This is a genomic window from Pseudoalteromonas sp. P1-7a (genome assembly GCF_001401855.1).
Lineage (GTDB): Bacteria > Pseudomonadota > Gammaproteobacteria > Enterobacterales > Alteromonadaceae > Pseudoalteromonas.
In genome coordinates, this window is record NZ_LKDU01000001.1 from 276,705 (window position 1) to 297,932 (window position 21,228).

The 21,228-nt window shown below is 39.8% G+C and carries 19 protein-coding genes; 14 read left to right on the forward strand and 5 right to left on the reverse strand.

The genetic code is table 11. From position 1 onward, the window contains the following. Position 1 precedes the first annotated feature (1 nt). On the reverse strand, positions 2 to 304 hold the full coding sequence (locus AN389_RS01245) for an isoamylase early set domain-containing protein (protein ID WP_004586437.1): 303 nt from the start codon (positions 302 to 304) through the stop codon (positions 2 to 4). Positions 305 to 676: 372 nt separating this feature from the next. Between AN389_RS01245 and AN389_RS01250 the strand changes: the two genes are divergently transcribed. Next, positions 677 to 1,609: a hypothetical protein gene (locus AN389_RS01250; protein WP_055019075.1), complete on the forward strand. Its 933-nt coding sequence runs from the start codon at positions 677 to 679 to the stop codon at positions 1,607 to 1,609. A gap of 64 nt (positions 1,610 to 1,673) precedes the next feature. On the opposite strand, the gene AN389_RS01255 is transcribed toward AN389_RS01250, so the two are convergent. Both AN389_RS01255 and AN389_RS01260 read right to left on the reverse strand, forming a co-directional pair. Next, positions 1,674 to 2,846, reverse strand: coding sequence for a cache domain-containing protein (locus AN389_RS01255; RefSeq protein WP_055019076.1), 1,173 nt, complete (start codon positions 2,844 to 2,846; stop codon positions 1,674 to 1,676). A gap of 128 nt (positions 2,847 to 2,974) precedes the next feature. Further along, a complete protein-coding gene (locus tag AN389_RS01260) occupies positions 2,975 to 3,403 on the reverse strand; it encodes an Lrp/AsnC family transcriptional regulator (protein WP_004586440.1) in 429 nt (142 codons plus the stop codon). A gap of 182 nt (positions 3,404 to 3,585) precedes the next feature. On the opposite strand from AN389_RS01260, the gene AN389_RS01265 reads away from it, so the two are divergent. The 6 genes from AN389_RS01265 (at position 3,586) to AN389_RS01290 (ending at position 10,604) form a co-directional block, all read left to right on the forward strand. Beyond that, positions 3,586 to 4,791 carry an aspartate aminotransferase family protein gene (locus tag AN389_RS01265; protein ID WP_055019077.1) on the forward strand — a complete coding sequence of 402 codons (1,206 nt, stop codon included), beginning with the start codon at positions 3,586 to 3,588 and terminating at the stop codon, positions 4,789 to 4,791. Positions 4,792 to 4,836: 45 nt separating this feature from the next. Continuing rightward, positions 4,837 to 5,871: an arginine N-succinyltransferase gene (gene astA / locus AN389_RS01270; protein WP_055019078.1), complete on the forward strand. Its 1,035-nt coding sequence runs from the start codon at positions 4,837 to 4,839 to the stop codon at positions 5,869 to 5,871. 7 nt (positions 5,872 to 5,878) lie between these two features. Next, the gene (astD, locus tag AN389_RS01275) at positions 5,879 to 7,345 is read left to right on the forward strand and encodes a succinylglutamate-semialdehyde dehydrogenase (protein WP_055019079.1); all 1,467 of its coding nucleotides are present in this window, start codon (positions 5,879 to 5,881) and stop codon (positions 7,343 to 7,345) included. Positions 7,346 to 7,372: 27 nt separating this feature from the next. Beyond that, complete coding sequence (locus AN389_RS01280) at positions 7,373 to 8,176, forward strand: DUF1338 domain-containing protein (protein ID WP_055019080.1); 804 nt, start codon at positions 7,373 to 7,375, stop codon at positions 8,174 to 8,176. 56 nt (positions 8,177 to 8,232) lie between these two features. Continuing rightward, positions 8,233 to 9,087: a transporter substrate-binding domain-containing protein gene (locus tag AN389_RS01285; protein ID WP_024031785.1), complete on the forward strand. Its 855-nt coding sequence runs from the start codon at positions 8,233 to 8,235 to the stop codon at positions 9,085 to 9,087. Between the two features lie 293 nt (positions 9,088 to 9,380). After that, positions 9,381 to 10,604 (forward strand): type III PLP-dependent enzyme, encoded by a 1,224-nt coding sequence (locus tag AN389_RS01290; RefSeq protein ID WP_082430524.1) that lies wholly within the window; start codon positions 9,381 to 9,383, stop codon positions 10,602 to 10,604. A 160-nt stretch (positions 10,605 to 10,764) separates the two neighbouring features. On the opposite strand, the gene AN389_RS01295 is transcribed toward AN389_RS01290, so the two are convergent. Continuing rightward, complete coding sequence (locus AN389_RS01295; RefSeq protein ID WP_054981898.1) at positions 10,765 to 12,045, reverse strand: flavohemoglobin expression-modulating QEGLA motif protein; 1,281 nt, start codon at positions 12,043 to 12,045, stop codon at positions 10,765 to 10,767. Between the two features lie 146 nt (positions 12,046 to 12,191). Here AN389_RS01295 and AN389_RS01300 point away from each other — a divergent pair, with 146 nt between their 5' ends. The 7 genes from AN389_RS01300 (at position 12,192) to AN389_RS01330 (ending at position 18,961) form a co-directional block, all read left to right on the forward strand. Beyond that, entirely contained in the window at positions 12,192 to 12,449 is a 258-nt protein-coding gene (locus tag AN389_RS01300) for a DUF3081 domain-containing protein (RefSeq protein ID WP_024031788.1), read from the forward strand. Next, positions 12,449 to 12,754 carry a hypothetical protein gene (locus AN389_RS01305; RefSeq protein ID WP_055019081.1) on the forward strand — a complete coding sequence of 102 codons (306 nt, stop codon included), beginning with the start codon at positions 12,449 to 12,451 and terminating at the stop codon, positions 12,752 to 12,754. Before AN389_RS01300 ends, AN389_RS01305 begins: the two co-directional genes overlap by 1 nt. A 414-nt stretch (positions 12,755 to 13,168) precedes the next feature. Next, a complete protein-coding gene (gene betI, locus AN389_RS01310) occupies positions 13,169 to 13,744 on the forward strand; it encodes a transcriptional regulator BetI (RefSeq protein ID WP_024031790.1) in 576 nt (191 codons plus the stop codon). 1 nt (position 13,745) lies between these two features. Continuing rightward, positions 13,746 to 15,209: a betaine-aldehyde dehydrogenase gene (gene betB, locus AN389_RS01315; protein ID WP_055019169.1), complete on the forward strand. Its 1,464-nt coding sequence runs from the start codon at positions 13,746 to 13,748 to the stop codon at positions 15,207 to 15,209. A 10-nt stretch (positions 15,210 to 15,219) separates the two neighbouring features. Beyond that, positions 15,220 to 16,887, forward strand: a complete 1,668-nt coding sequence (betA, locus tag AN389_RS01320; protein ID WP_055019082.1) for a choline dehydrogenase — start codon at positions 15,220 to 15,222, stop codon at positions 16,885 to 16,887. Between the two features lie 145 nt (positions 16,888 to 17,032). Beyond that, the gene (locus AN389_RS01325) at positions 17,033 to 18,250 is read left to right on the forward strand and encodes a BCCT family transporter (protein ID WP_055019083.1); all 1,218 of its coding nucleotides are present in this window, start codon (positions 17,033 to 17,035) and stop codon (positions 18,248 to 18,250) included. Positions 18,251 to 18,259: 9 nt separating this feature from the next. Further along, entirely contained in the window at positions 18,260 to 18,961 is a 702-nt protein-coding gene (locus AN389_RS01330; protein WP_004586454.1) for a TorF family putative porin, read from the forward strand. Between the two features lie 247 nt (positions 18,962 to 19,208). Here AN389_RS01330 and AN389_RS01335 read toward each other — a convergent pair whose 3' ends face one another. Next, positions 19,209 to 21,116, reverse strand: coding sequence for a bifunctional diguanylate cyclase/phosphodiesterase (locus AN389_RS01335; protein ID WP_055019084.1), 1,908 nt, complete (start codon positions 21,114 to 21,116; stop codon positions 19,209 to 19,211). Between the last annotated feature and the right edge of the window lie 112 nt (positions 21,117 to 21,228).

A 21,228-nucleotide genomic window follows, 5' to 3' on the forward strand; every position in this document is an offset into this window, starting at 1 on the left:
CTTAATTTATGCGTTGAGTGTTCACTATGCTATTTTCTGTGCCAAATGTATTAGGTAGGTAGTCATCTGCTTGGTGGTCGTTATCCCAAATATCACCATTAATTAAGTAACGAAAATGAAACTGCTGATCAACTGGCAAGCGTTGCTTACATTTAAATACCCCTTCTTTTTTATTAAGCTTCATAGGCACCGGCTGCCAATCGGTAAATTCGCCAAGTAAACTTACTTGCTCTGCATCAGGGTGGGTAAACTCAAAGGTAACTTCAGCTTCATTTTTTGTTTTGAAAAAACGTTTATTCAACATAGTAGGCTCCAACTAAACCAAAATGGGTACTTAATCTTTGCCACAGGGCCGATACAACACTTTAAAGGGCGATGTGGTGCATTTAAACATCATTAAACGCGGGTAATTTAAACAAATTTTTATTTACGCATTATTACAGTGCAAAGAAGTTTTTACCTGCACATATAAGGTGCGATTACGATAAAAATTTTCGCTTATTAATGACAAACTAATGTACAGCAAGTATTAAACCAACTTAATCATTTTTCATTATTAATATATTGAGTAAAAAATCGTATAAAAGGTTCACACTAACCTATAAAATTCTTTCGTTATCAGTGTGCTTAAGTAATAATACACAGCATCTTACGTCTCTGAAATACCAAAAATTTCATGTTGAAAAAAAGCATTTTATTTACTACGGTAATTGTATTTATTGCACTTGCCTCCTTTGTAAGCCTTTCTATATATACCCTTTATAGTAAAAAGCAATTATCAGTAGACCCTAAATTAAAAGAAATTTCAGGCATTGAGTTTGATAAAAAAAAGCGTTTGTGGGCGATTAATGATGGCGGTGACGACCCAAAACTTTATCGCCTGGGCGAAGATGGCGCTATTGAAAAAGAAATCCTTGTTACGAATGCTAAAAATATAGACTGGGAAGACATGACGCAAAATAAATTTGGTCATTTTTTCTTAGGTGATTTTGGCAATAATAAAAACGATAGAAAGTGGTTAACTATCTATAAAATAGAAAACCCAATAGATATAAAAACAGAGACCACCGAAGCCGAAATTATTAAGTTTACCTATCCTGAAATGGATGGCACTCCCATTACCCCTAACAAACGCAACTTTGATTTAGAGGCCTTTGTAGAGTACAAACGCCATTTATATTTATTTACCAAAAATAGAACAGAACCTTTCGATGGCATAACCAATGTTTATAAAGTGGGCGATCATGCAGCCAATTTTGATGCTCAGTTAATTGATTCATTTAAAACATGCACAACTTTAGAAAAACTCTGTTGGATCACATCCGCTGCTCTTAGCCCTGACAGGACTAAACTTGTGTTACTTGATTCTACAAGTATTTGGCTGTTCGAAAATTTTAAAGGCGACAAGTTTTTTTCTGGTGATGTGTATCGAATCGATTTAGGTATTGTTACGCAAAAAGAAGCGATCACCTTTTATGATGATAATACGCTTATTTTTACCGATGAAGAATTCAAAGGGCTGGTAGGAGGAAATGCTTACGTTATTAAATTAAACGAAGCACAAAAAACCGTTATCAGACAAGCGCCAAAGGCTGCTGTAAATAAATAGCTATACAATATTTACACAAAATTTTGCTATACACGTGGGCTTTAATAAAACGCTGCTCACGCTATTAATTTAATGCGTTGTTATTAAGTGAGTGCAGCGCTTTTTCTACATCAACTCCCAAAATAATAACGCCAATATGATCGCCCTTGGCATTTTTTATCGGTAGACTTAATTGCACCTGAAAATGATGTGTTGAAGCATCATATTCAACACTGTCAAAGCGATACGCTAAAGACTGCTGGTATACGAGGCTAAATTTATTCTCATCCCCTTGCCAATAATCGCTGGTGATTTTGCTTATAGCCACATTTTTACCTTGCTTATCTGTCACTATAATTTCGGTAATTATGCCTTTGAACTGCCTTTGCCATTGTTTTAAATATAATGAAGCATCAGTAAATAGCATATTTTTAGCTAAATCATGTTGATGTGTTTTAACTTCTTTTATCCAAAGCTCGTCAGCGAGTTTGAGCGCTTTGTTAGTCAGCTTTATATGGTTACTTTGCGCTGCGGCATAGGTAATTATGGGCTGTGAAATTAACGCCTTTATTGGCTCTAACAATGTATTTAGTATTTGTACTTGCTCACCCTGTGATAAATAAAACGGTGCAGGGGCACATTGAGGAATCGTTTCGTCGAATTTTTCTAAAAAAGAAGGGTGCGAATTAATAAGCTTATTAGCAGCAAAAACACCTAAAGGCACATAACGATAAAATGAGCGCGGGTAGGCAGATGCGTCAATACCTAAGTGATCGGCAGCATTATTAAAATCATCTAAATCAAGTAATACTTTGTCTACTCTATGATGATGAAGTACGTTTACTATTTCTTCCAGCGAGTTTACTTCAACTAACGAGGTAATATTTTGCGTTTTAAACCAATTAGCCTGATAACTGCCATGGACCACGCCATAACGTAATTTTTTGGGGTCTTTATTAACGCTATCGGGATGAGTAAACCAGTACCAATTTTCTAGGTAAATAGGTGATGACAACTTACCATACTGGCTCATCTCAGAGGTTAAATGCGTTGTAAAATACCCATCTAACCTATCCAGTTTTACCTCGCGACGAGCCCTCAGCCAAGGTAACGATTGTAACTCAAATGGCATGTCCATATTGTGTAAAATGCATTGCACTTGGTTAACCGCATTATCTGGTGTTGTAAGCGATACATTGGTACCAAATTTTAAGGGTTCAGTTAAAGTTAAAAGTGCAAAAAATAACGTTGTGGGCATAATCCATTGCTAAATAATTGTGTTAATTACAATTAGTATAGTAAGGCTTTGCCAAAATATCTAACTTCGATAAAATTAAATATTAAGTTAAATCAATAGGTAACCTTTCGCTTCAGTAACACATAACTTTAACGCTTAAATTTTGTTTCTAAAATCACTGACGATGTTGTGCGCTCTACCCCATCTAAATTACCTATATCATCAAGTAAATGGCTTAGCTTTTCTAAGTTTTGCGCTTGCACTACAGCAATTAAATCAAACTCCCCACTAATGGCATAAAGCTGGGAAATAGCATCAATCTGTTTAAGTTCTAAATTGGTTTTAGTGGTGAGTTTTTGCATCACCTTTATAGATACATGAGCCGAGACCATACTGGTCAAATAGTCTTCACCGTAATCTACGCTATAGCCTTTTATAACCCCTGTTTCTTCAAGTTTTAACATACGACTTTGCACGGTAGAGCGCGATAAATTAAGCATGCGTGCCAAGTCAGAAATACTGGCTCTTGCATTGGTTTTTAAAATTGAAAGTAGCTTTTCGTCTTGTGGAGTTATCATATTGCTTATTAATTTCGTCATTTTGACTTTTATTGTAATCATTTTTCACAAAATAGCACTGCAAATTTAACCTGCAACCTTCGATAATAGTGCTTAATAACAAAAATTACCTAGCTGAGAAAACGCTAACGTTTTTATTTTGCTAATCTTTATTCAATATTCACAATTTTTAGGTGTACATAATGCAAGTAACAAGAGACTTATTTAACGATGTAATGGTGCCAAACTACAATCCGTCGGCAGTTATTCCAGTGCGCGGCGAAGGCTCACGTGTGTGGGATCAAAATAACAATGAGTTTATTGATTTTGCAGGCGGTATTGCTGTTAATTGTTTAGGCCACTGTCACCCAGCGCTTGTATCTGCTTTAAAACAGCAAGGCGAGAAAATTTGGCACTTATCAAATGTGATGACTAATGAGCCAGCCCTGCGTTTAGCACAAAAAATGGTTGAAGCGACATTTGCGGATAAAGTGTATTTTGCAAACTCAGGCGCAGAAGCCAACGAAGCGGCTCTTAAGCTTGCTCGTCGTTTTGCACTTGACGAACACGGCGAAGATAAATCACAAATCATTGCGTTTAACAAAGGTTTTCACGGCCGTACATTTTTTACTGTGACGGTGGGCGGGCAAGCTGCTTACTCTGATGGCTTTGGCCCTAAACCTGGCGACATTATGCACTGTGATTACAACGACATTGCAGCATTTGAAGCACTTATTAGCGATAAAACATGTGCCGTAATGATGGAGCCACTACAAGGTGAAGGCGGCATTATTTCACCAACAGATGAATTTGCTAAAAAAGTACGCGAGTTATGTACTAAGCACAATGCACTGCTAATTTTTGATGAAGTACAAACAGGCGTTGGCCGCACTGGCGATTTATACGCTTACGAAGGTTTAGGTGTAGTGCCCGATATTTTAACTACGGCTAAAGCTTTAGGCGGTGGTTTTCCTATTGGCGCTATGATCACTCGTACTCATATAGCAGAGCACTTAAAAGTAGGTACGCATGGCTCTACGTACGGTGGTAACCCACTAGCTTGTGCAGTAGCAGAAGCTGCATTTGACACCGTAAACACACCGGATGTACTCAACGGCGTTAAAGAGCGTGAACAACTATTTCGCGATGGCTTAAATGCAATTAACGAAAAATACAACGTATTTAGCGAAGTACGTGGTAAAGGTTTACTTATTGGTGCGGTATTAAACGATAAATTTGAAGGCCGCGCACGTGACTTTTTAGTTGCCAGTGCTAACAATGGTTTAATGAACCTTGTTGCAGGCATGAATGTTATTCGTTTTACCCCTTCTTTAGTTATCCCATTTGAAGATATTAAAGAAGGCCTAGCACGCTTTGAAAAAGCAGTAAGCGACGTAGTAAACGGCTAATTTAATTAAGCGCGCCTTAGGGTGCGCTGTTGGAGCAAGTAATAAATGCAAGTATTACGTCCTATTACCACTGAAGACTTTGCTGCACTTAAGCAAATTGCGATTGAATCGGGCCATGGGTTTACCTCACTTCCGGTGGACGACCAGCTATTAAAAGACAAAATAGACCGCGCCGAGAAAAGCTTTGCTAAAAATATCAATCAGCCGTTAGATGAAAGCTACCTATTTGTTTTAGAAGACAGTGAAACAGGTGAGGTTATTGGCACAACCGCCATAGAAGCCGCTGTTGGCTTATCGGTGCCGCTTTATCATTACCATTTAGGTAAAACAGTACACCACTCGCCTACACTTAATGTTTATAACACCGTTGATATTTTAAGCATGTGTAACGATTACACCGGATGCTCTGAAATATGTACTTTGTTTTTGCGCGAAAACAGCCGTAAAGGCTTAACCGGGCGCTTTTTATCACGCTCACGCTTTTTATTTATGGCGCAGCACAGCGAACGCTTTGCCGATACCGTGATTGCTGAAATGCGCGGTGTAAGCGACGAAGATGGTCATTCACCGTTTTGGCAGTGGCTGCAAGAGCACTTTTTTAGTATTGAGTTTCCCAAGGCCGATCATTTAGTGGGGCTTGGCGATAAAGTGTTTATTAGTGAGTTAATGCCTAAATACCCTATTTACGTAAACTTACTCAGTAAAAAAGCCCAAGCAGTGATTGGCAACGTGCATGAAAAAACTAAACCCGCACTTAAACTGCTCGAAAAAGAAGGCTTTGAGCACCGTGGCTACGTTGATTTGTTTGATGCAGGCCCAACGGTAGAAGCAAAGCTTGGTAATATTCGCAGTATTCGTGAGTCTCAAGTATGCCCTATTACAATTGGCGCGCTGGAACATATTAGCCAGCACAGCTCAGATACTTTAGCCGTTTGCAATCAAGGTGTAAGTGGGTTTAGAGCAACCTTTACCCAGCACGCCCATTATAACCACGCTAAACACACATTAGTAATAAGCCAAGAAGTGGCTGATGCCCTTAATTTATCCCAAGGAGATGCAGCGCGTTTTTTCCGCCTGTAAAACAAATATGAACACACACCTTATAAATAACCAATGGCATTCAGGCCAAGGCCCCGCTTTTAGCTCTGTTAATCCAAGTAACGGCGAAGTTGTATGGCAAGGTAATGGCGCAACAGCTGATCAAGTAGATGCTGCAATCAGTGCAGCTAGAGCCGCACAAGTACAATGGGCAGATACGCCAATTGAGTCGCGTATAACCATACTTGAAAACTTTGTAGCACAATTAAAAGAGCACAGCGAAGAATTTGCAGCCATTATAGCGCGCGAAACCGGCAAGCCTCTTTGGGAAACACGCACAGAAGTAGGCGCTATGACAGGTAAAGTGGCCATTTCGATTAAAGCGTACAACGAGCGTACCGGCACCACTGAAAACCCAATGCCGGGTGCAAAAGCCTTTATACGCCATAAACCACACGGCGTTGTGGCTATATTTGGCCCGTATAACTTTCCTGGGCATTTACCTAATGGCCATATTGTACCGGCTATTTTAGCGGGTAACACCGTGGTATTTAAACCGTCTGAACTAACCCCTCACGTTGCTGAATTTACTTTATCACTTTGGTTAAAAGCAGGCTTACCAGCAGGTGTGATTAATCTTGTGCAAGGTGAAGTAGAAACAGGTAAAGCACTTGCTTCGCATCAAAACATAGACGGTTTATTTTTTACCGGCAGCTCAAACACAGGTCATTTATTACATAAACAGTTTGCAGGCCACCCAGGTAAAATATTAGCGCTTGAAATGGGCGGTAATAACCCATTGATAGTTAAAGACGTAGCCGATGTAAGCGCTGCAGTGCACGATATTATTCAATCGGGCTTTATTACTTCTGGCCAGCGCTGTACTTGTGCACGCCGCGTGTTTATTGAAAAATCGCTCAATGGCGATGCTATTTTAGAAAAACTGATTAGCGCAACTAAAAACATTGTTGTTGATGACAGCTTTGCAAGCGATCAACCATTTATGGGCGCCATGATCAGCGAAAAAGCCGCCTTAGGCATGGTTGCAGCGCAAAATGAATTAGTTGCAAGTGGTGGCGAAATACTTGTTGAGCTTAAGCAGCTAAAAGCAGGCACTGGGTTTGTAAGCCCAGGTATTATTGATGTAACTAACATTACCAACATGGCCGATGAAGAACACTTTGGCCCGCTCATTAAAGTGTATCGCTACAACGACTTTGACAGCGCAATAGCAGAGGCTAATAACACCAACTTTGGTTTATCAGCAGGCTTACTTGGCGATAACGAAGATGATTACAGCCACTTTTTAAAGCGCATTCGTGCCGGCATTGTCAACTGGAACCGCCCTATTACGGGTGCCTCTAGTGCGGCACCGTTTGGTGGCATAGGCGCAAGTGGTAACCACAGAGCCAGTGCGTATTATGCCGCTGATTATTGTGCCTACCCTGTAGCATCAGTTGAGGCCGATAAGGTAAACCTGCCACAAACTTTAGCGCCAGGCTTAGTAATTGAATAAGTGAATAACCCAATTTAAGGATTTAACATGCACACTAACGTAAATACATTATTTGAAAACCTATGGGATAACTATTTAGCCGTTACCCCCTCGGCAGATAAAATTCATGATTTATTAGGCTCAACGCAAAAAGATGACATTATTAACGACCATATTGCGCTGCGGACCTTTAATATTGAAAAAGTAGGCCTAGAAAAACTAGCCGCGCACTTTTTAGCACTTGGTTATACAGAGTGTGGTGAATACCACTTTGAAGCTAAAAAGCTCTATGCTAAACACTACGAGCATAGCGACCCTAAGCAACCTAAAGTATTTATTTCAGAGCTATTAGTTGAAAAGTGTTCACCCGAGTTACAAGCCATTGTGTCAGATATGGTAGAGCAAATAGATGAAAACGCAGTAACTGCCGATAACTTTTTATACTCAGGCACCCATTGGCAAGTAAGTAGCGATACTTACAAGCAGTTACTCGCTGAAAGTGAGTACGCAGCGTGGATGTCGGCATGGGGCTACCGTGCAAACCACTTTACTGTAAATATTAATATGCTTGCTAAGTTTGATAATATTCAGGATGTTAACCAAGCACTTAAAGACGCAGGCTTTGCCCTAAATACATCAGGCGGCGAAGTAAAAGGCTCACCAGAGGTGTTATTAGAGCAATCATCAACGCTTGCTGATGATTACGCTGTCACCTTCAGCGACGGCGAACTGCGCATCCCTAGCTGCTTTTATGAGTTTGCCATTAGATACCCTAAAGCCGATGGCGAGCTTTACACGGGGTTTGTTGCAGCCTCTGCTGATAAAATCTTTGAAAGCACTAACGCGCGTTAAAAATAAAACATGTCTTAATGTTTTAACTTAAAAAAAGCCCGTTTGGGCTTTTTTTTATGACAAAAATATTTAGAACATTTACACTAAGTTTTATGCCTGTATTTACTAAATTTTTGATTATCTTGCATGTACTGCTTATATCATCATTGAGCCATGCAAATGAACCACTTACATTACTCTCTAGAGCGAATGCGTCTACTGATGGCTTTTTAAACTCAGATAAAACGTTCGAAAGCCTGCTCAATCATACAATTAATACTAAATTGCAGTGGACCAACCAAGCTCGTTTAATCAAGCGACTTATGGGTAATGAAGCAGTATGCAGCTACGATATAATAAAAACGCCCGAGCGTGAAAAACATATTTTGTTCTCAAATATACCAACTACTATTTACGAGCAACGAAAAATATACGCATTTAAACGCACCTTACAAAACTTTCCTGAACGAGTCTCTGTTGCTCAACTACTAGAAAAAGACTTTACCCTTGCCGTAGACTCAGGAACGAGTTACCAAAAACTTGAGCCTGTTTTAACAAAGTATAATGAGCAAATTGCAGCAATAAGCTCAGAAGATACCAGCTCTCAACTGCCTCAACTTCTCATCCATAATAGAATAGACATGATTGTCGATTACGAGGTTAACGTACTCGGTGCACTCACCAGTGAGCAATTAAAACAAATAGATAGCCGTGAAATAGCTGAATTTCCAGAATTTGTTAATGGCTACTTTGCATGTAGTAAGTCAGAGCTTGGCGAAAAAGTAATAAAAACCATCAATATTTTAATGAACACCCCCGAAATTTACGACCGCTTACAAAAAAGTTTACAACAAGCCTATAGTGCTGATACATCTAGCGCTATGATGCTTGCTTACTCATCAGAGCACGTATACTTAACCTCTGATGAGTAAAATCAATCGTCAAGACAAACTCCATAAATCAACATAAGCCACTGATTTTAATAACAAATAAATTATTTTAAATTTATTTAAAATTTTTATTGCGCTAAATAAAAACCTACATTATTATCTCGCCGCTTCTTGATGATAGCCAATCCGAGTACATTACAAACCCCGTTTGTAGCAAGGCGATAGAGCAACTATCCAAGAGTGAATTTGACTGTGCGTTTGCACTATTGATCTCACTCAACTGACTCGTGGATACACCATACCCGAGCAGTTGCTTAATTGACTCGGAAAATAAAATGGCTTTATCAACACAACAACAAGACACCGTAACTAAAGTACCTGCAGCAGCGGTTGCTGCAAATCAAGCAATTGATTGCGCGCAACCGAGTATTGCCCACATTGAACAACTTGCTTCACAATTTGGCGCACCTCTAATGGTGCTTGACTGCGACGCTATACGTCGTCAATACCGTGCACTTAAACATGCACTGCCTGGCGTTGTGTTACATTTTGCTTTAAAGCCTTTACCGCATGCTGCTGTCGTGCGCACTTTGTTAGATGAAGGCGCAAGCTTTGATTTAGCAACCAGTGGCGAAGTTGACTTAGTAGCAAGCCAAGGCGTACCAAGCGAGCGTACGATTCACACGCACCCAATAAAGCGCGACAGTGACATTCGCGACGCACTTGCCTACGGCTGTACAGTGTTTGTGGTGGATAACATTAACGAGCTTGAAAAATTTATTGCCTATAAAGATCAAGCCGAAATTTTAGTGCGTTTAAGCTTTCGTAATAAAGATGCATTTGCTGACTTATCTAAAAAGTTTGGCTGTAGCCCAGAGGCGGCAATCGACATTATTAGCCTTGCCCAGCAACTTGGTATTCGTATTAAAGGGTTATCGTTTCATGTTGGCTCGCAATCACCTAACCCAACTAAATACGTTGAAGCGATAAATGCATCTGCAAAAGTGGTTAAACAGGTGGCTGAGTTAGGCTTACCAGCACTTAGTACGCTCGATATTGGTGGTGGGTTTCCTGTGCCGTACAGCGCAGATGTGCTACCAATTGATGTATTTTGTGCGCCTATTAATATCGCGTTGGCACAATTACCGGAAACAATGCAAATTATTGCTGAACCTGGCCGTTTTATTGTAGCAAGTAGTGTAACCAGTGTTGCCTCTGTAATGGGACAAGCCACGCGCGAAGGTAAAACATGGTACTACTTAGATGATGGCGTTTATGGCTCTTTTAGCGGTTTAATGTTTGATGAAGCAGCCTACCCTATCGATAGTGCAAAACAAGATAGCGAGCGTTTTGAGTCGGTACTTGCAGGCCCAACATGCGACAGTATAGATGTAATAAGTGATTCAATTATGCTGCCAAAACTAAACAATGGCGATTTAATTATTAGCCGTATGATGGGTGCCTACACACTTGCTACAGCAACCGACTTTAACTTTTTTAAACGTGCTGAGGTCGTTGTATTAAACGAGCAAATGCACAGCCAAGTATTAACAGGTTAAGAAAATAAGTTCCTCGCTATAGGTACGCTGGCTTGTACCTATACATTTCAACGCAGTTGCTCATTCCAACTGCGTTTTTTTTATTGCATTAAATAACTGGGGCTTGTTTACCTTTTTGCCCAACAGAGCAGGCTCTAATAAAAGCAACCTGCGCTACTTATTACAAAAATAATGGTTTATAGTCGTTTTCTAACTGTTCAAACGATAAGTCACCTATAAATCTGCCAAAGCTTAGCCACGTTGCTAAACCTCGTAAATCTTTAAAATGTGGTGGTACAAATTTTGGGCTTTCTATTACACCTAAACTATGTAATTGCGATATAAGTCTAAAATCATCAATCGATATTTTTCCGACCAACAATAATGGCAGCTGATCAATGCGCCCAAGCTGTATAGCAACACGAATTAAGTTATATACCAGCACAAATCCTTTAATGTAAGCAATATCCTTAGTAAAAGGTAAGCCTGTTGCCGTGCTGCCTCTAAATACACGTTGTGCTAACGTATAGCTTTCATCTTTTGAAAGCCCTTGCGCTAAGTAGTCACGGTATATATCAACAAACTCTGCGCCATCGATCACTTTAGTAACTGCTTGAATACGATTTACTAACTTTGATAAACGCCTAGGCGTTGATTTAAGGGTAATTATTTCGGTTAAAACAGCTAAGCCTTCTTGAGTCACTGTTGAGCTTGGCGTCCCTTTACTTAAACAGGTTAGATAAGGCTGAGCTAGCCCGTTTTGCGTTGTACCTACGTGTATCCACCCTTCGTGCACTTCTAAAATATCGAGCTCACGCTGTGAGAATTTAACATCTTGATTTAGCTTAATGTTATTTGCACCTGCAGCAGCATCACTGACAATCCCATCGCTGAGCATAACCTCTACATTAATACCCGCCATACTGCTATTTACTTGCTCAGATAAAATACGCACGGCATCACTTGCATTAATATTTTTAGGATCATCTGGCAAAATATCGGCTATTAATAAGTTTTGCAGTGGTTTTTCTAGCATATTGGCAAGTTCGAACAGTGAAGGTTCACCCGCATGAAATAAATCCTTTGGGTGACCAAAAAGCTCTACCGACAAATCATGAAACTCAGGCGTCCCTCTATACTCAAGCATACTGAGCACCGTTTTATACTCACTACACATTTTACCCATGTATTGAGAAATAGGATTTAGCTGACCTAACTGGTTAATAATATTGCGATGCAAGTTAGAAAACGCTTGGCGTAATTCGCTGGGGACAAATCCTAAATCTCGTTGCTGGTAATAGGCGCTATCGATTAGCGGATTTTTTTGGCACTTTTGCCTAAAAAACGTCTCTTTGATTTGTTTATCCCAGTTAATGGCATCGAGTATTCTAATGGGTGTTTGTAAAGCAATTAATTGCTCTGACAGTTCGCGAGTTTTAAGGAGTAAAGCCTTGTCTATCATGGTGTAAGCTCAACAAAAAATGAGGCTTGAGCATAAGGTAAAACCAGTTAATAGCAAGATTATTTTAGCGCTTATTAGGCATTGTTTTTACGGTGATCGACCCTCATATATAAAACGTAATAGCTTTAAACAATAAAGGGTTAATGATGAAAAACGAACTCGATAACAAGCAGATCCTCTCTGTGTACGAACGTATTCAGCAGCGCGGTAAACAAAATGATATTGGTAAACATTATCAAGGTGTTACGGCTTACTCTGACATTGACGGCTACACTATTTACTTAGAAGGTAGCGGCGTCTTATTACGCTTTGGGTTTCATAATGCTTATCACCTAGATTATGAGCATGACAAACATAAAGACGACTTTTTAAAAAAACTATACAACATTGCTAATGAGGAATAATGCAGCCAAGACGCATTCGTAAACGCACCACAAACAAGCAAACCATCTCGTTTATAAACCTGGTAATTACTGAGCTGCAAGCGCACCCAGAAAAGCTGGAGATAATCCGTCGAAACCTAAATGAATACCGCGAACAGACTCACCTTAAACGCGGTTTTTTGCTGGCTATTGAACGCTTTGACTGGGTGTTTGAGGCCAGTAACGATGTTAATTTTATATGCCAACAAATCTTAGCCGATGATTACATAGGTAATCGCCTTAGACGCTACCCACTATTATTCAAAGGCGTTATTAATAGCGCCTAATTTACACGCCTTTTTTAACCTTAACCCCTCCTCTTATAGCCATTACACATTGCTACTTTTTTAATTAGTACACTAATTAAACATGTGAAATGGTTTCGTTTGCTTATTTAAAATACCCTTCGTACTCTAACTATTACCATTCTAACGAATATTTATCTTTTTTATTACTCATACCCCGTAAACAAATCCTTACTATTTTTGGCGTTTAAAAATTTAAACATAACCCACTGAATATAAGTAATTTTATTAATCAAGACCTGCATAAGGCACTACTACAAATTAACCCGTTTTTATTAATAATCCATCTACATCTTGGTATCTGGTTGTTTACTTGCGCCTTGAATTGTTAGAGCTATTACATTAAGCTTATCTTTATTGAACGTTCAATTAATAAAAATTATGCCTAAAGTCGGAATGGAACCTGTCAGGCGTCAGCAGCTAATTGACGCGACCATTGAGTCAGTTGCACAGCGCGGTTTGCAAGGAACAACTATTAACACCATCAGTAAAAATGCGGGTTTATCATCTGGCATTATTAGCCATTACTTTGGTGGTAAGCAGGGGTTAATAGAGGCAACCGTTAGGTATTTGTTATCGAATTTAAAAAATGAATTAATTGAAAAAGTTGAGCCAACCACCAGCGCAATTGAGCGTTTGATGTTTATTGTTGAGGCCAACTTTGCACTTGTTCAACAGCGCAATGACACCACGCGTACGTGGTTAAGTTTTTGGGCGCAGTCAATGCACGATCAAGAGCTGCACAGGCTGCAAAATGTAAACAGTAATCGCTTGCAAAGTAATTTAGCATTTTCTTTTAAGCAACTAATGCCCGTAAAGCAAGCAAAACAAGCTGCAGAACTTAGCGCCGCCATGATTGATGGCCTATGGTTAAGAGCAGTATTAAGTCAATCTGACGAAAACCAATTTAAACACAGTGAAACATTAGCAAAAAGCTATGTACATTCACTCATCAAGCAATATGGAGCCTAGCGTGACTACACCTGTCTATCAAAACTTTATAAACGGCCACTTCCTTGCAAACCAAAGTGGTGAAACTTTTGATGTAAAAAACCCAGCCACAGATGAAGTTATTTACTCGGTAGAAGTTGCCGACGAATTTATTCAAAACGCGGCTATCGAAAGTGCAAAACAAGGCTTTGCTCAATGGTCAAAAATGAGCCCAATAGAACGTAGCCGTATTTTATTAAAAGCGGTTGCTTTATTACGTGAGCGTAATGACGAGCTTGCCTTAGTTGAAGTGCTTGATACAGGTAAACCAATGCAAGAAGCTAACTGCGTTGATATAGAAACAGGCGCAGATGTAATTGAATACTTTGCAGGCCTAGCACCAGCGCAAGTTGGCCAGCAGCAAATGGTTGGCGAAGACTTTTACTATACCCGCAAAGAGCCACTAGGTATTTGTGCTGGTATTGGTGCATGGAACTACCCGCTGCAAATTGCATGTTGGAAATCGGGCCCTGCCCTTGCCGCAGGTAATGCGTTTATTTTTAAACCTTCTGAAGAAACCCCTTTAGGTGCTATTAAACTAGCTGAAGTTTTTGTTGAAGCAGGCGTACCTGCCGGCGTATTTAACGTTGTGCAAGGTGCCGGTGATGTAGGTCAGTGGTTAACCTCTCATAGTGAAATAGACAAAGTGTCGTTCACTGGCGAAGTAGGCACAGGTAAAAAAGTAGTGGCAAGCGCTGCAGGTACATTAAAAGACGTAACAATGGAATTAGGTGGTAAATCACCTTTATTAGTGTTTGAAGATGCCAATATTGAGCAAGCAGTCAGTGCTGCCATGCTAGGTAACTTTTATACGCAAGGCGAAATTTGTACTAACTGTACACGTATTTATGTTCATAAAAATGTATATCAACAATTTATTGATGAGCTTAAAACACGTACTGAGCAAAATATTATTGCCGGCGACCCACAAGATTTAGATACTAACTTTGGGGCATTAATTTCTAAAAAGCATCAAGAATTAGTAATGAGCTACATAGAAAGTGGCTTGGCCGAAGGTGCAACGCTACTTACTGGCGGTAAAACTCTTTCTCCTGAATCAGCGCCTAATGGCTACTTTGTAGCACCTACGGTATTTACCGATTGCAACGATGACATGACTATTGTTAAAGAAGAAATTTTTGGCCCAGTTATGAGCGTGCTTGTTTTTGAAGACGAAGACGATGTTATCGCCCGTGCAAATGGTACACACCTTGGCTTAGCCGCAGGCGTATTTACTAGCGATATTAAACGTGCGCACCGTGTTATTCACCAATTAGAAGCCGGTATTTGTTGGATTAATGCTTACGGTAATTCACCTGCTGAAATGCCTGTTGGTGGTTACAAGCAATCAGGTATTGGCCGTGAAAATGGCATAGAAACGCTTGATCATTACACGCAAACTAAGTCTATTTATGTGGGCATGGCCGACATAGAAAGCCCGTTTTAAGGTGGCAACTATGAGTAACACTTACGACTATATTATTGTTGGCGCCGGTTCTGCAGGTTGTGTACTTGCAAATCGCTTATCTGAAGATACAAACAATAAAGTGCTATTGCTAGAAACCGGTGGTAGCGATAAAAGTATATTTATAAAAATGCCAACTGCGCTCTCTATTCCTATGAATACAGATAAATACGCATGGCAATTTCACACTCAGCCAGAGCCTTATTTAGATAACCGAGAAATGCACTGCCCACGCGGTAAAGTGTTAGGTGGTTCGTCATCAATTAATGGCATGGTATATGTACGTGGCCACGCGAAAGATTTTGACGAGTGGCAGCAACATGGTGCTAACGGCTGGGATTATCAGTCGTGCTTACCTTACTTTAAAAAAGCAGAAAGCTTTTATTTAGGTGAAAATGCGCACCGTGGTGGCACAGGCCCCCTTGGCGTTAATAACGGTAACGAAATGCAAAACCCGCTTTACACCACCTTTATTAAAGCAGGTGTAGAAGCAGGATATGCACACACAGACGACTACAACGCAGCTCAGCAAGAAGGCTTTGGCCCAATGCATATGACTGTTAAAGATGGTGTGCGCAGTTCGGCCTCGCGCGAGTATTTAGATCCAGTAAAATCACGCAGTAACCTAACAGTTATTACAGGTGCTTTAGCACAAAAAGTGATTTTAGAGGGCAAAAAAGCCACAGGCATTGAATACACAGTAAATGGCACACTTAAAACGGCGCATGCTACTAAAGACGTTGTATTAAGTGCAGGTCCAATTGGCTCACCGCATATTTTACAGCTTTCGGGGGTTGGCGATAAAGCCATACTTGAAGAAGCCGGTGTTGAGGTAAAGCATCATTTACCAGGCGTAGGTCAAAACTTACAAGATCATCTTGAGTTTTACTTTCAGTACAAGTGTAAGCAACCTATTACCTTAAACGGTAAATTAGGTCTTATTTCAAAAGGCTTAATTGGCGCTAAATGGCTACTGACCCGTAAAGGCTTAGGTGCAACGAATCACTTTGAGTCGTGCGCGTTTATTCGCTCAAAACCAGATGTTGAATGGCCAGATATTCAGTACCACTTTTTACCAGCGGCGATGCGTTACGATGGGCGCAGTGCCTTTGCGGGTCATGGTTTTCAGGTGCATGTAGGCCATAACAAACCTAAAAGCCGTGGTAGTGTCACCATTCAATCAGCTAATCCTGAGCAACCGCCGAAAATTTTATTTAACTACTTGCAGCATAAAGACGATATTGAAGGCTTTAGAGCGTGTGTGCGCCTCACTCGCGACATTATTGAACAAAGCGCATTTGATGACTACCGCGATGAAGAAATTCAACCAGGTAAGCACATTCAAACCGACGAAGAAATAGATGCCTTTGTACGCCAAGCAGTAGAAAGTGCCTATCACCCGTCTTGTTCTTGCAAAATGGGCGAAGATGACATGGCGGTGGTTAATTCAAATACCCAAGTTCATGGTATTGAAGGGCTGCGCGTTGTTGACTCTTCAATCTTCCCAACGGTACCTAACGGTAACTTAAATGCCCCTACAATTATGGTTGCAGAAAAAGCAGCTGATCTAATTTTAGGTAAAACACCGTTACCACAAGCATCTGTAAGCGTTGCCATGAGCAGTAATTGGCAAACAACGCAACGTAATAGCGAGATTTAATTAAGCCATAGCGTGCCTAACACTGTGTGGGCACGTTCAACTTGCAGTGGCTCACGGCGTAAATTGGTTACGCGGTGTTTGTGCAAGTAATAAAACAAAAACGGAGAACTTATGAGTTACTTTTATTCATTTTGGGAGGGCGATAATGACTATATGGCTTAGTGCTGGCATTATATTTACGCTACTTGCTGTTATTACTATTTTATTTAAATGGGGTAACGTACGCGTAGTAGGCGTAACACCAGTGAGAACTTTTACCTTTATCGCAATCTTATTTACCTCAGGCCTAGACGTTGGCCTAATCATGTTTCCATTAACCGAATTTGCAGGTTATGCAGACATAAAAGCAAGCCCAGAATACGCGTTTGCAAACCCACTGGCTATTGAGTTTGGCTACTGGGGATTCTTGATCTGGGGATTTTACTTTCTTACGTGCTTTTATTTCTGTGTAATAGAACCCAAAGTTAAATTTTTCGAAATTTCATGGGTTAAGTTCATTAATAACGTGGTTATTATTGGTACATGTGCCTTTACAGCTTACCTCCTGCTTTCTAACTTGCCGTGGTACTTACCTGAGCTGGGCGATGGTTCGAGCGTTATACCCACCTTTTACTTAATTGTTTTTGCAGCTATTTGCTTTGCAGTGTATTCAAGTACAGATATTAAATACGTGCGCTTTTTAAGTATTTCTACAACCTGGTTATTTATTGCGTTAATTGCCTTTATGTGGGTTGGTGCATTTGTTGTTGGTGACAGCGAAATGTCGGCATTTACTAATAACCTTGCAGAAATAGGTACTTACTTTGCCAATATAAATGAATTTGTTTTACCACTTAACGATTATCATGAGTTTTACCTGTTTTGGTGGTTTGCCTGGAGCATTATGATTGGCCAATTTACATCTCGTTTTGTTGGCGGCCTTAAAACATACCAAGTATTAGGTGCAATGTTGATATTCCCTTCTATCCCAATTGCAATTTGGTTTAGTGTACTATATCACTACCATGAAATGGGTATTTCAACAGCAGGGATTAAAAACTTTGCTATGGTGTTTGTTGGTATCGTGTTTGTAATTAATTCGCTTGATTCATTAATACGCTTATACACAGATAACCTTAACTTAACGGTTAAACGTTTAGGTAAAATGAACTATATGATACTCAATATTGTTGCCCTTTCATTACTAACCCTATTGTTTAAGCTTGAGTTTTTACAAATTCAATGGGTTGGCGCGTTAGTAATTGCACTGTTTTTTGGTTGTGCTGCGTTTATTGGCTACAGCAAATTTAAAACGGTTAACAATATAGACAGTTCGCCAAAAGCAAACAAAATAGATTACACAAAAATAGAAACTGTACATTAGGGATCAACAATGAATAACAAACTAAAGCAACTAGCAGTAGCGCTACCTTTCGCACTTTTATCAACTACGGTGTCAGCTAACTGGTCAACAACCATTACAGCAGCATCTGACTATACTTTTAACGGTGTAACACAAACTGATAACGACCCTGCAATTCAAGCAAGCCTTGATTACGCGTTCGACAGCGGTGTGTATGCGGGTGCATGGGCATCTAATGTAGATTTTGGTGATGACACTGATTTTGAACTTGATGCCTACCTAGGTAAATACGTGCAATTAACTGACACGGTTAGCGCTGATTACGGTATTGCTTATTACACATACCAGGGTAATAACAGCGATGGTAACTACGCCGAAGCCTACACAAAATTTGGCTATGCAAGTGAGTATGGTCAAACAGAGCTAAACTTTTGGTATAGCTGGGATTACTTTGGTACAGGCGCTGGCCATGTTATTTCTATGATTGCCCACACCTTTGAAATTGCCCCAAATCATGCCATTCGTGCAAGCTTCGATATTTCTAATTCGCTTGATGGCGAAAAATGGGCATGGGATGTAAATCAAAAGAAATCATACAAACATTACCGCCTAGCGTACCAAACTAGCTACGAAGGCTTTGGCATTGAGATTGCAGCTGAAGACACAAGCTTAGATTACGATTACGCTGATGAGCGTATAGTACTTGCTATATCACGCACATTCGATTTATAAAATTGTAGTTGTTAGATTCTACAAACAAAAATGCCACTTTTAAAAGTGGCATTTTTTTACTTAATTTTAAGGCTATTGCCCAAAAAACTTTGCTTTAATTAAGGGCGATTAGCGCAATATACGGTTTAACGTTTCAGAGCCTACATAGTTGCGCCAGTGAATGCTCAACTTCATCGCCTATAGATAGTTGAATTTCATAGTATAGCGTAGCCAAAAACCCTACATTACCTTGCATAATAAACAGGCTCTAACCTTCTATTTCCCAGGCGCTGGTCCCCGCTGCAGATAAATTAGCGGTATTTTTACGTAACACTTTGTTACCCACATTGATAGATGATTCTGGGCGACTAACCAAATAGCCTTGCACAGAGCTTACTCCCATGCGTTTTACGAGTTCAAACTGCTCAATCTCTTCTACGCCCTCTGCCACTATTTTAAGTCCTAACTTTTGACCTAGTTCGCTGATGGTATTAAGAATGTCATTGTACTTTGGACTTTTATCGGCTTGAGAGATAAACGAACGGTCTATTTTTATTACATCAATGGGTAAATCAGCCAATGTACTTAATGAACTAAAGCCGGTACCAAAATCGTCAATGGCAATTGTCACACCTTCTGCTCGAAGCCGCTCAAGCTCTTCAATCATACTTTTACTGGCTTTAATAAACGTAGACTCTGTTATTTCTAGCATTAAAGAATGCGATGGCAGCCCTGTGTTTTTTAGATTTTTCATTATCCAATCGTACACTGAGCGGTGCTTTAATTGTACGCCTGAAACATTAACCGAAATTTTTACTTTACGCATACCAGCATTATGCCATGCGGCCATTTGCCTACAGGACTCATGCATAATCCAATCACCAAGCTCTAAAATAAGATTAGACTCTTCTGCAATAGGTATAAACTCCGCCGGTGAAATCATCCCTTCTATTGGGTGATCCCAACGAGTTAGCGCTTCAAAATAATCTATCATGCAATCTTCAACATGAACGATAGGCTGAAAAGATAAGTAAAAGTCTTTACATGCAACCGCTAAACGCAACTCTTCTAATAAATAGTGATAGCGGCGCATTTTATTACCCATCTCTGGGGAGTACACTTTAAAAATGCCTTTACCATCGCTTTTTGCACGGTACATTGCGACATCCGCTAACTGTAATAGTGCTTGTGGTGTTGATGCGCTCTCTGGGTACGCCGCTATACCAATACTGGCGCTAATTTTTATTATCTTATTACCTAGTACAAAGTCCTTTTCAAGTTCACTGAGTACGTGCTTAGCAATATCGACTACTTTATTATCGGTATCTACTGACTCAATAAAAATTGAAAATTCGTCACCGCCTAAACGAGATAAATTTTGCTCTAACTGATTAGCCTCGTTAATATTACTTAATTTATGATGGCGCAAAACGTTGGCTAGGCGTGTAGCAACCTGCACCAAAATTTCATCACCAAAGCTGTGGCCAAACGAGTCATTTACCTGTTTAAAGCCATCTAGGTCAATAAACAACAAGGCGCATTTAAGCTGCTGTTCGTCAGTAAAATTTATTTGCCTATCTATATGCTCAATATAAGCATGGCGGTCAATGAGCAAAGTTAGCTTATCTTGGCAGATACTTGTTTGTGTTTGCTTTAAATAATTAGCGACATGGGTATTTAAATTGTTTATTGACTGGCTTAAATTACCAAGCCCTGACGGGTTGTCGTGTTGGGGTTGTAGGTTAAAGGCTACAAGCAATTGATTAGCGTTGTTATTTAACTGTGCAATTTGATGCTGATAAGAGATTTTTTTACGCTCTTTACGAATAATCGAAAAGCCAACAAACAATACCATACACACCAATATAAAGTTTATTGGCGACGTTAACGTCATTAAAATAAGCTTTGTTGCGTTTGCAGCGATAAATTCCGTGTCGGTAGTTTTAACTAACAAAAAATCGGCAGAAGGCTGGTGTATTAAATAGTGCCCATTGAGTAAAGGGTTATACCAAGGCGCCATTTCGAGCGTTGTATCTACAATATCAAAGTGGCGCAAATCTATATCAGGGTTGAATAAATTAATGCGGTTAATTTGGTTTGTTAGTTCGATGTTTAAACAAAAGCAAAATAAGATAAATACAAAAAAAATGCCGCCTAAGGGTTTAAATTTATTCATCAACAAAATCCATCTAAATTACTTATCCTATAAACCCATTACTAAAAGGCGATTATATCGCCTGTTTTTAGTGCTAAGCAAGCCATAACACAGTCCTTATTCATTAAAATTT

Coding starts and splice junctions, on each gene's coding strand:
- AN389_RS01245 (WP_004586437.1), bottom strand. CDS start 304: ATGTTGAATAAACGTTTTTTCAAAACAAAAAATGAAGCTGAAGTTACC.
- AN389_RS01250 (WP_055019075.1), top strand. CDS start 677: ATGTTGAAAAAAAGCATTTTATTTACTACGGTAATTGTATTTATTGCA.
- AN389_RS01255 (WP_055019076.1), bottom strand. CDS start 2,846: ATGCCCACAACGTTATTTTTTGCACTTTTAACTTTAACTGAACCCTTA.
- AN389_RS01260 (WP_004586440.1), bottom strand. CDS start 3,403: ATGATAACTCCACAAGACGAAAAGCTACTTTCAATTTTAAAAACCAAT.
- AN389_RS01265 (WP_055019077.1), top strand. CDS start 3,586: ATGCAAGTAACAAGAGACTTATTTAACGATGTAATGGTGCCAAACTAC.
- astA (WP_055019078.1), top strand. CDS start 4,837: ATGCAAGTATTACGTCCTATTACCACTGAAGACTTTGCTGCACTTAAG.
- astD (WP_055019079.1), top strand. CDS start 5,879: ATGAACACACACCTTATAAATAACCAATGGCATTCAGGCCAAGGCCCC.
- AN389_RS01280 (WP_055019080.1), top strand. CDS start 7,373: ATGCACACTAACGTAAATACATTATTTGAAAACCTATGGGATAACTAT.
- AN389_RS01285 (WP_024031785.1), top strand. CDS start 8,233: ATGACAAAAATATTTAGAACATTTACACTAAGTTTTATGCCTGTATTT.
- AN389_RS01290 (WP_082430524.1), top strand. CDS start 9,381: ATGGCTTTATCAACACAACAACAAGACACCGTAACTAAAGTACCTGCA.
- AN389_RS01295 (WP_054981898.1), bottom strand. CDS start 12,045: ATGATAGACAAGGCTTTACTCCTTAAAACTCGCGAACTGTCAGAGCAA.
- AN389_RS01300 (WP_024031788.1), top strand. CDS start 12,192: ATGAAAAACGAACTCGATAACAAGCAGATCCTCTCTGTGTACGAACGT.
- AN389_RS01305 (WP_055019081.1), top strand. CDS start 12,449: ATGCAGCCAAGACGCATTCGTAAACGCACCACAAACAAGCAAACCATC.
- betI (WP_024031790.1), top strand. CDS start 13,169: ATGGAACCTGTCAGGCGTCAGCAGCTAATTGACGCGACCATTGAGTCA.
- betA (WP_055019082.1), top strand. CDS start 15,220: ATGAGTAACACTTACGACTATATTATTGTTGGCGCCGGTTCTGCAGGT.
- AN389_RS01325 (WP_055019083.1), top strand. CDS start 17,033: ATGACTATATGGCTTAGTGCTGGCATTATATTTACGCTACTTGCTGTT.
- AN389_RS01330 (WP_004586454.1), top strand. CDS start 18,260: ATGAATAACAAACTAAAGCAACTAGCAGTAGCGCTACCTTTCGCACTT.
- AN389_RS01335 (WP_055019084.1), bottom strand. CDS start 21,116: ATGAATAAATTTAAACCCTTAGGCGGCATTTTTTTTGTATTTATCTTA.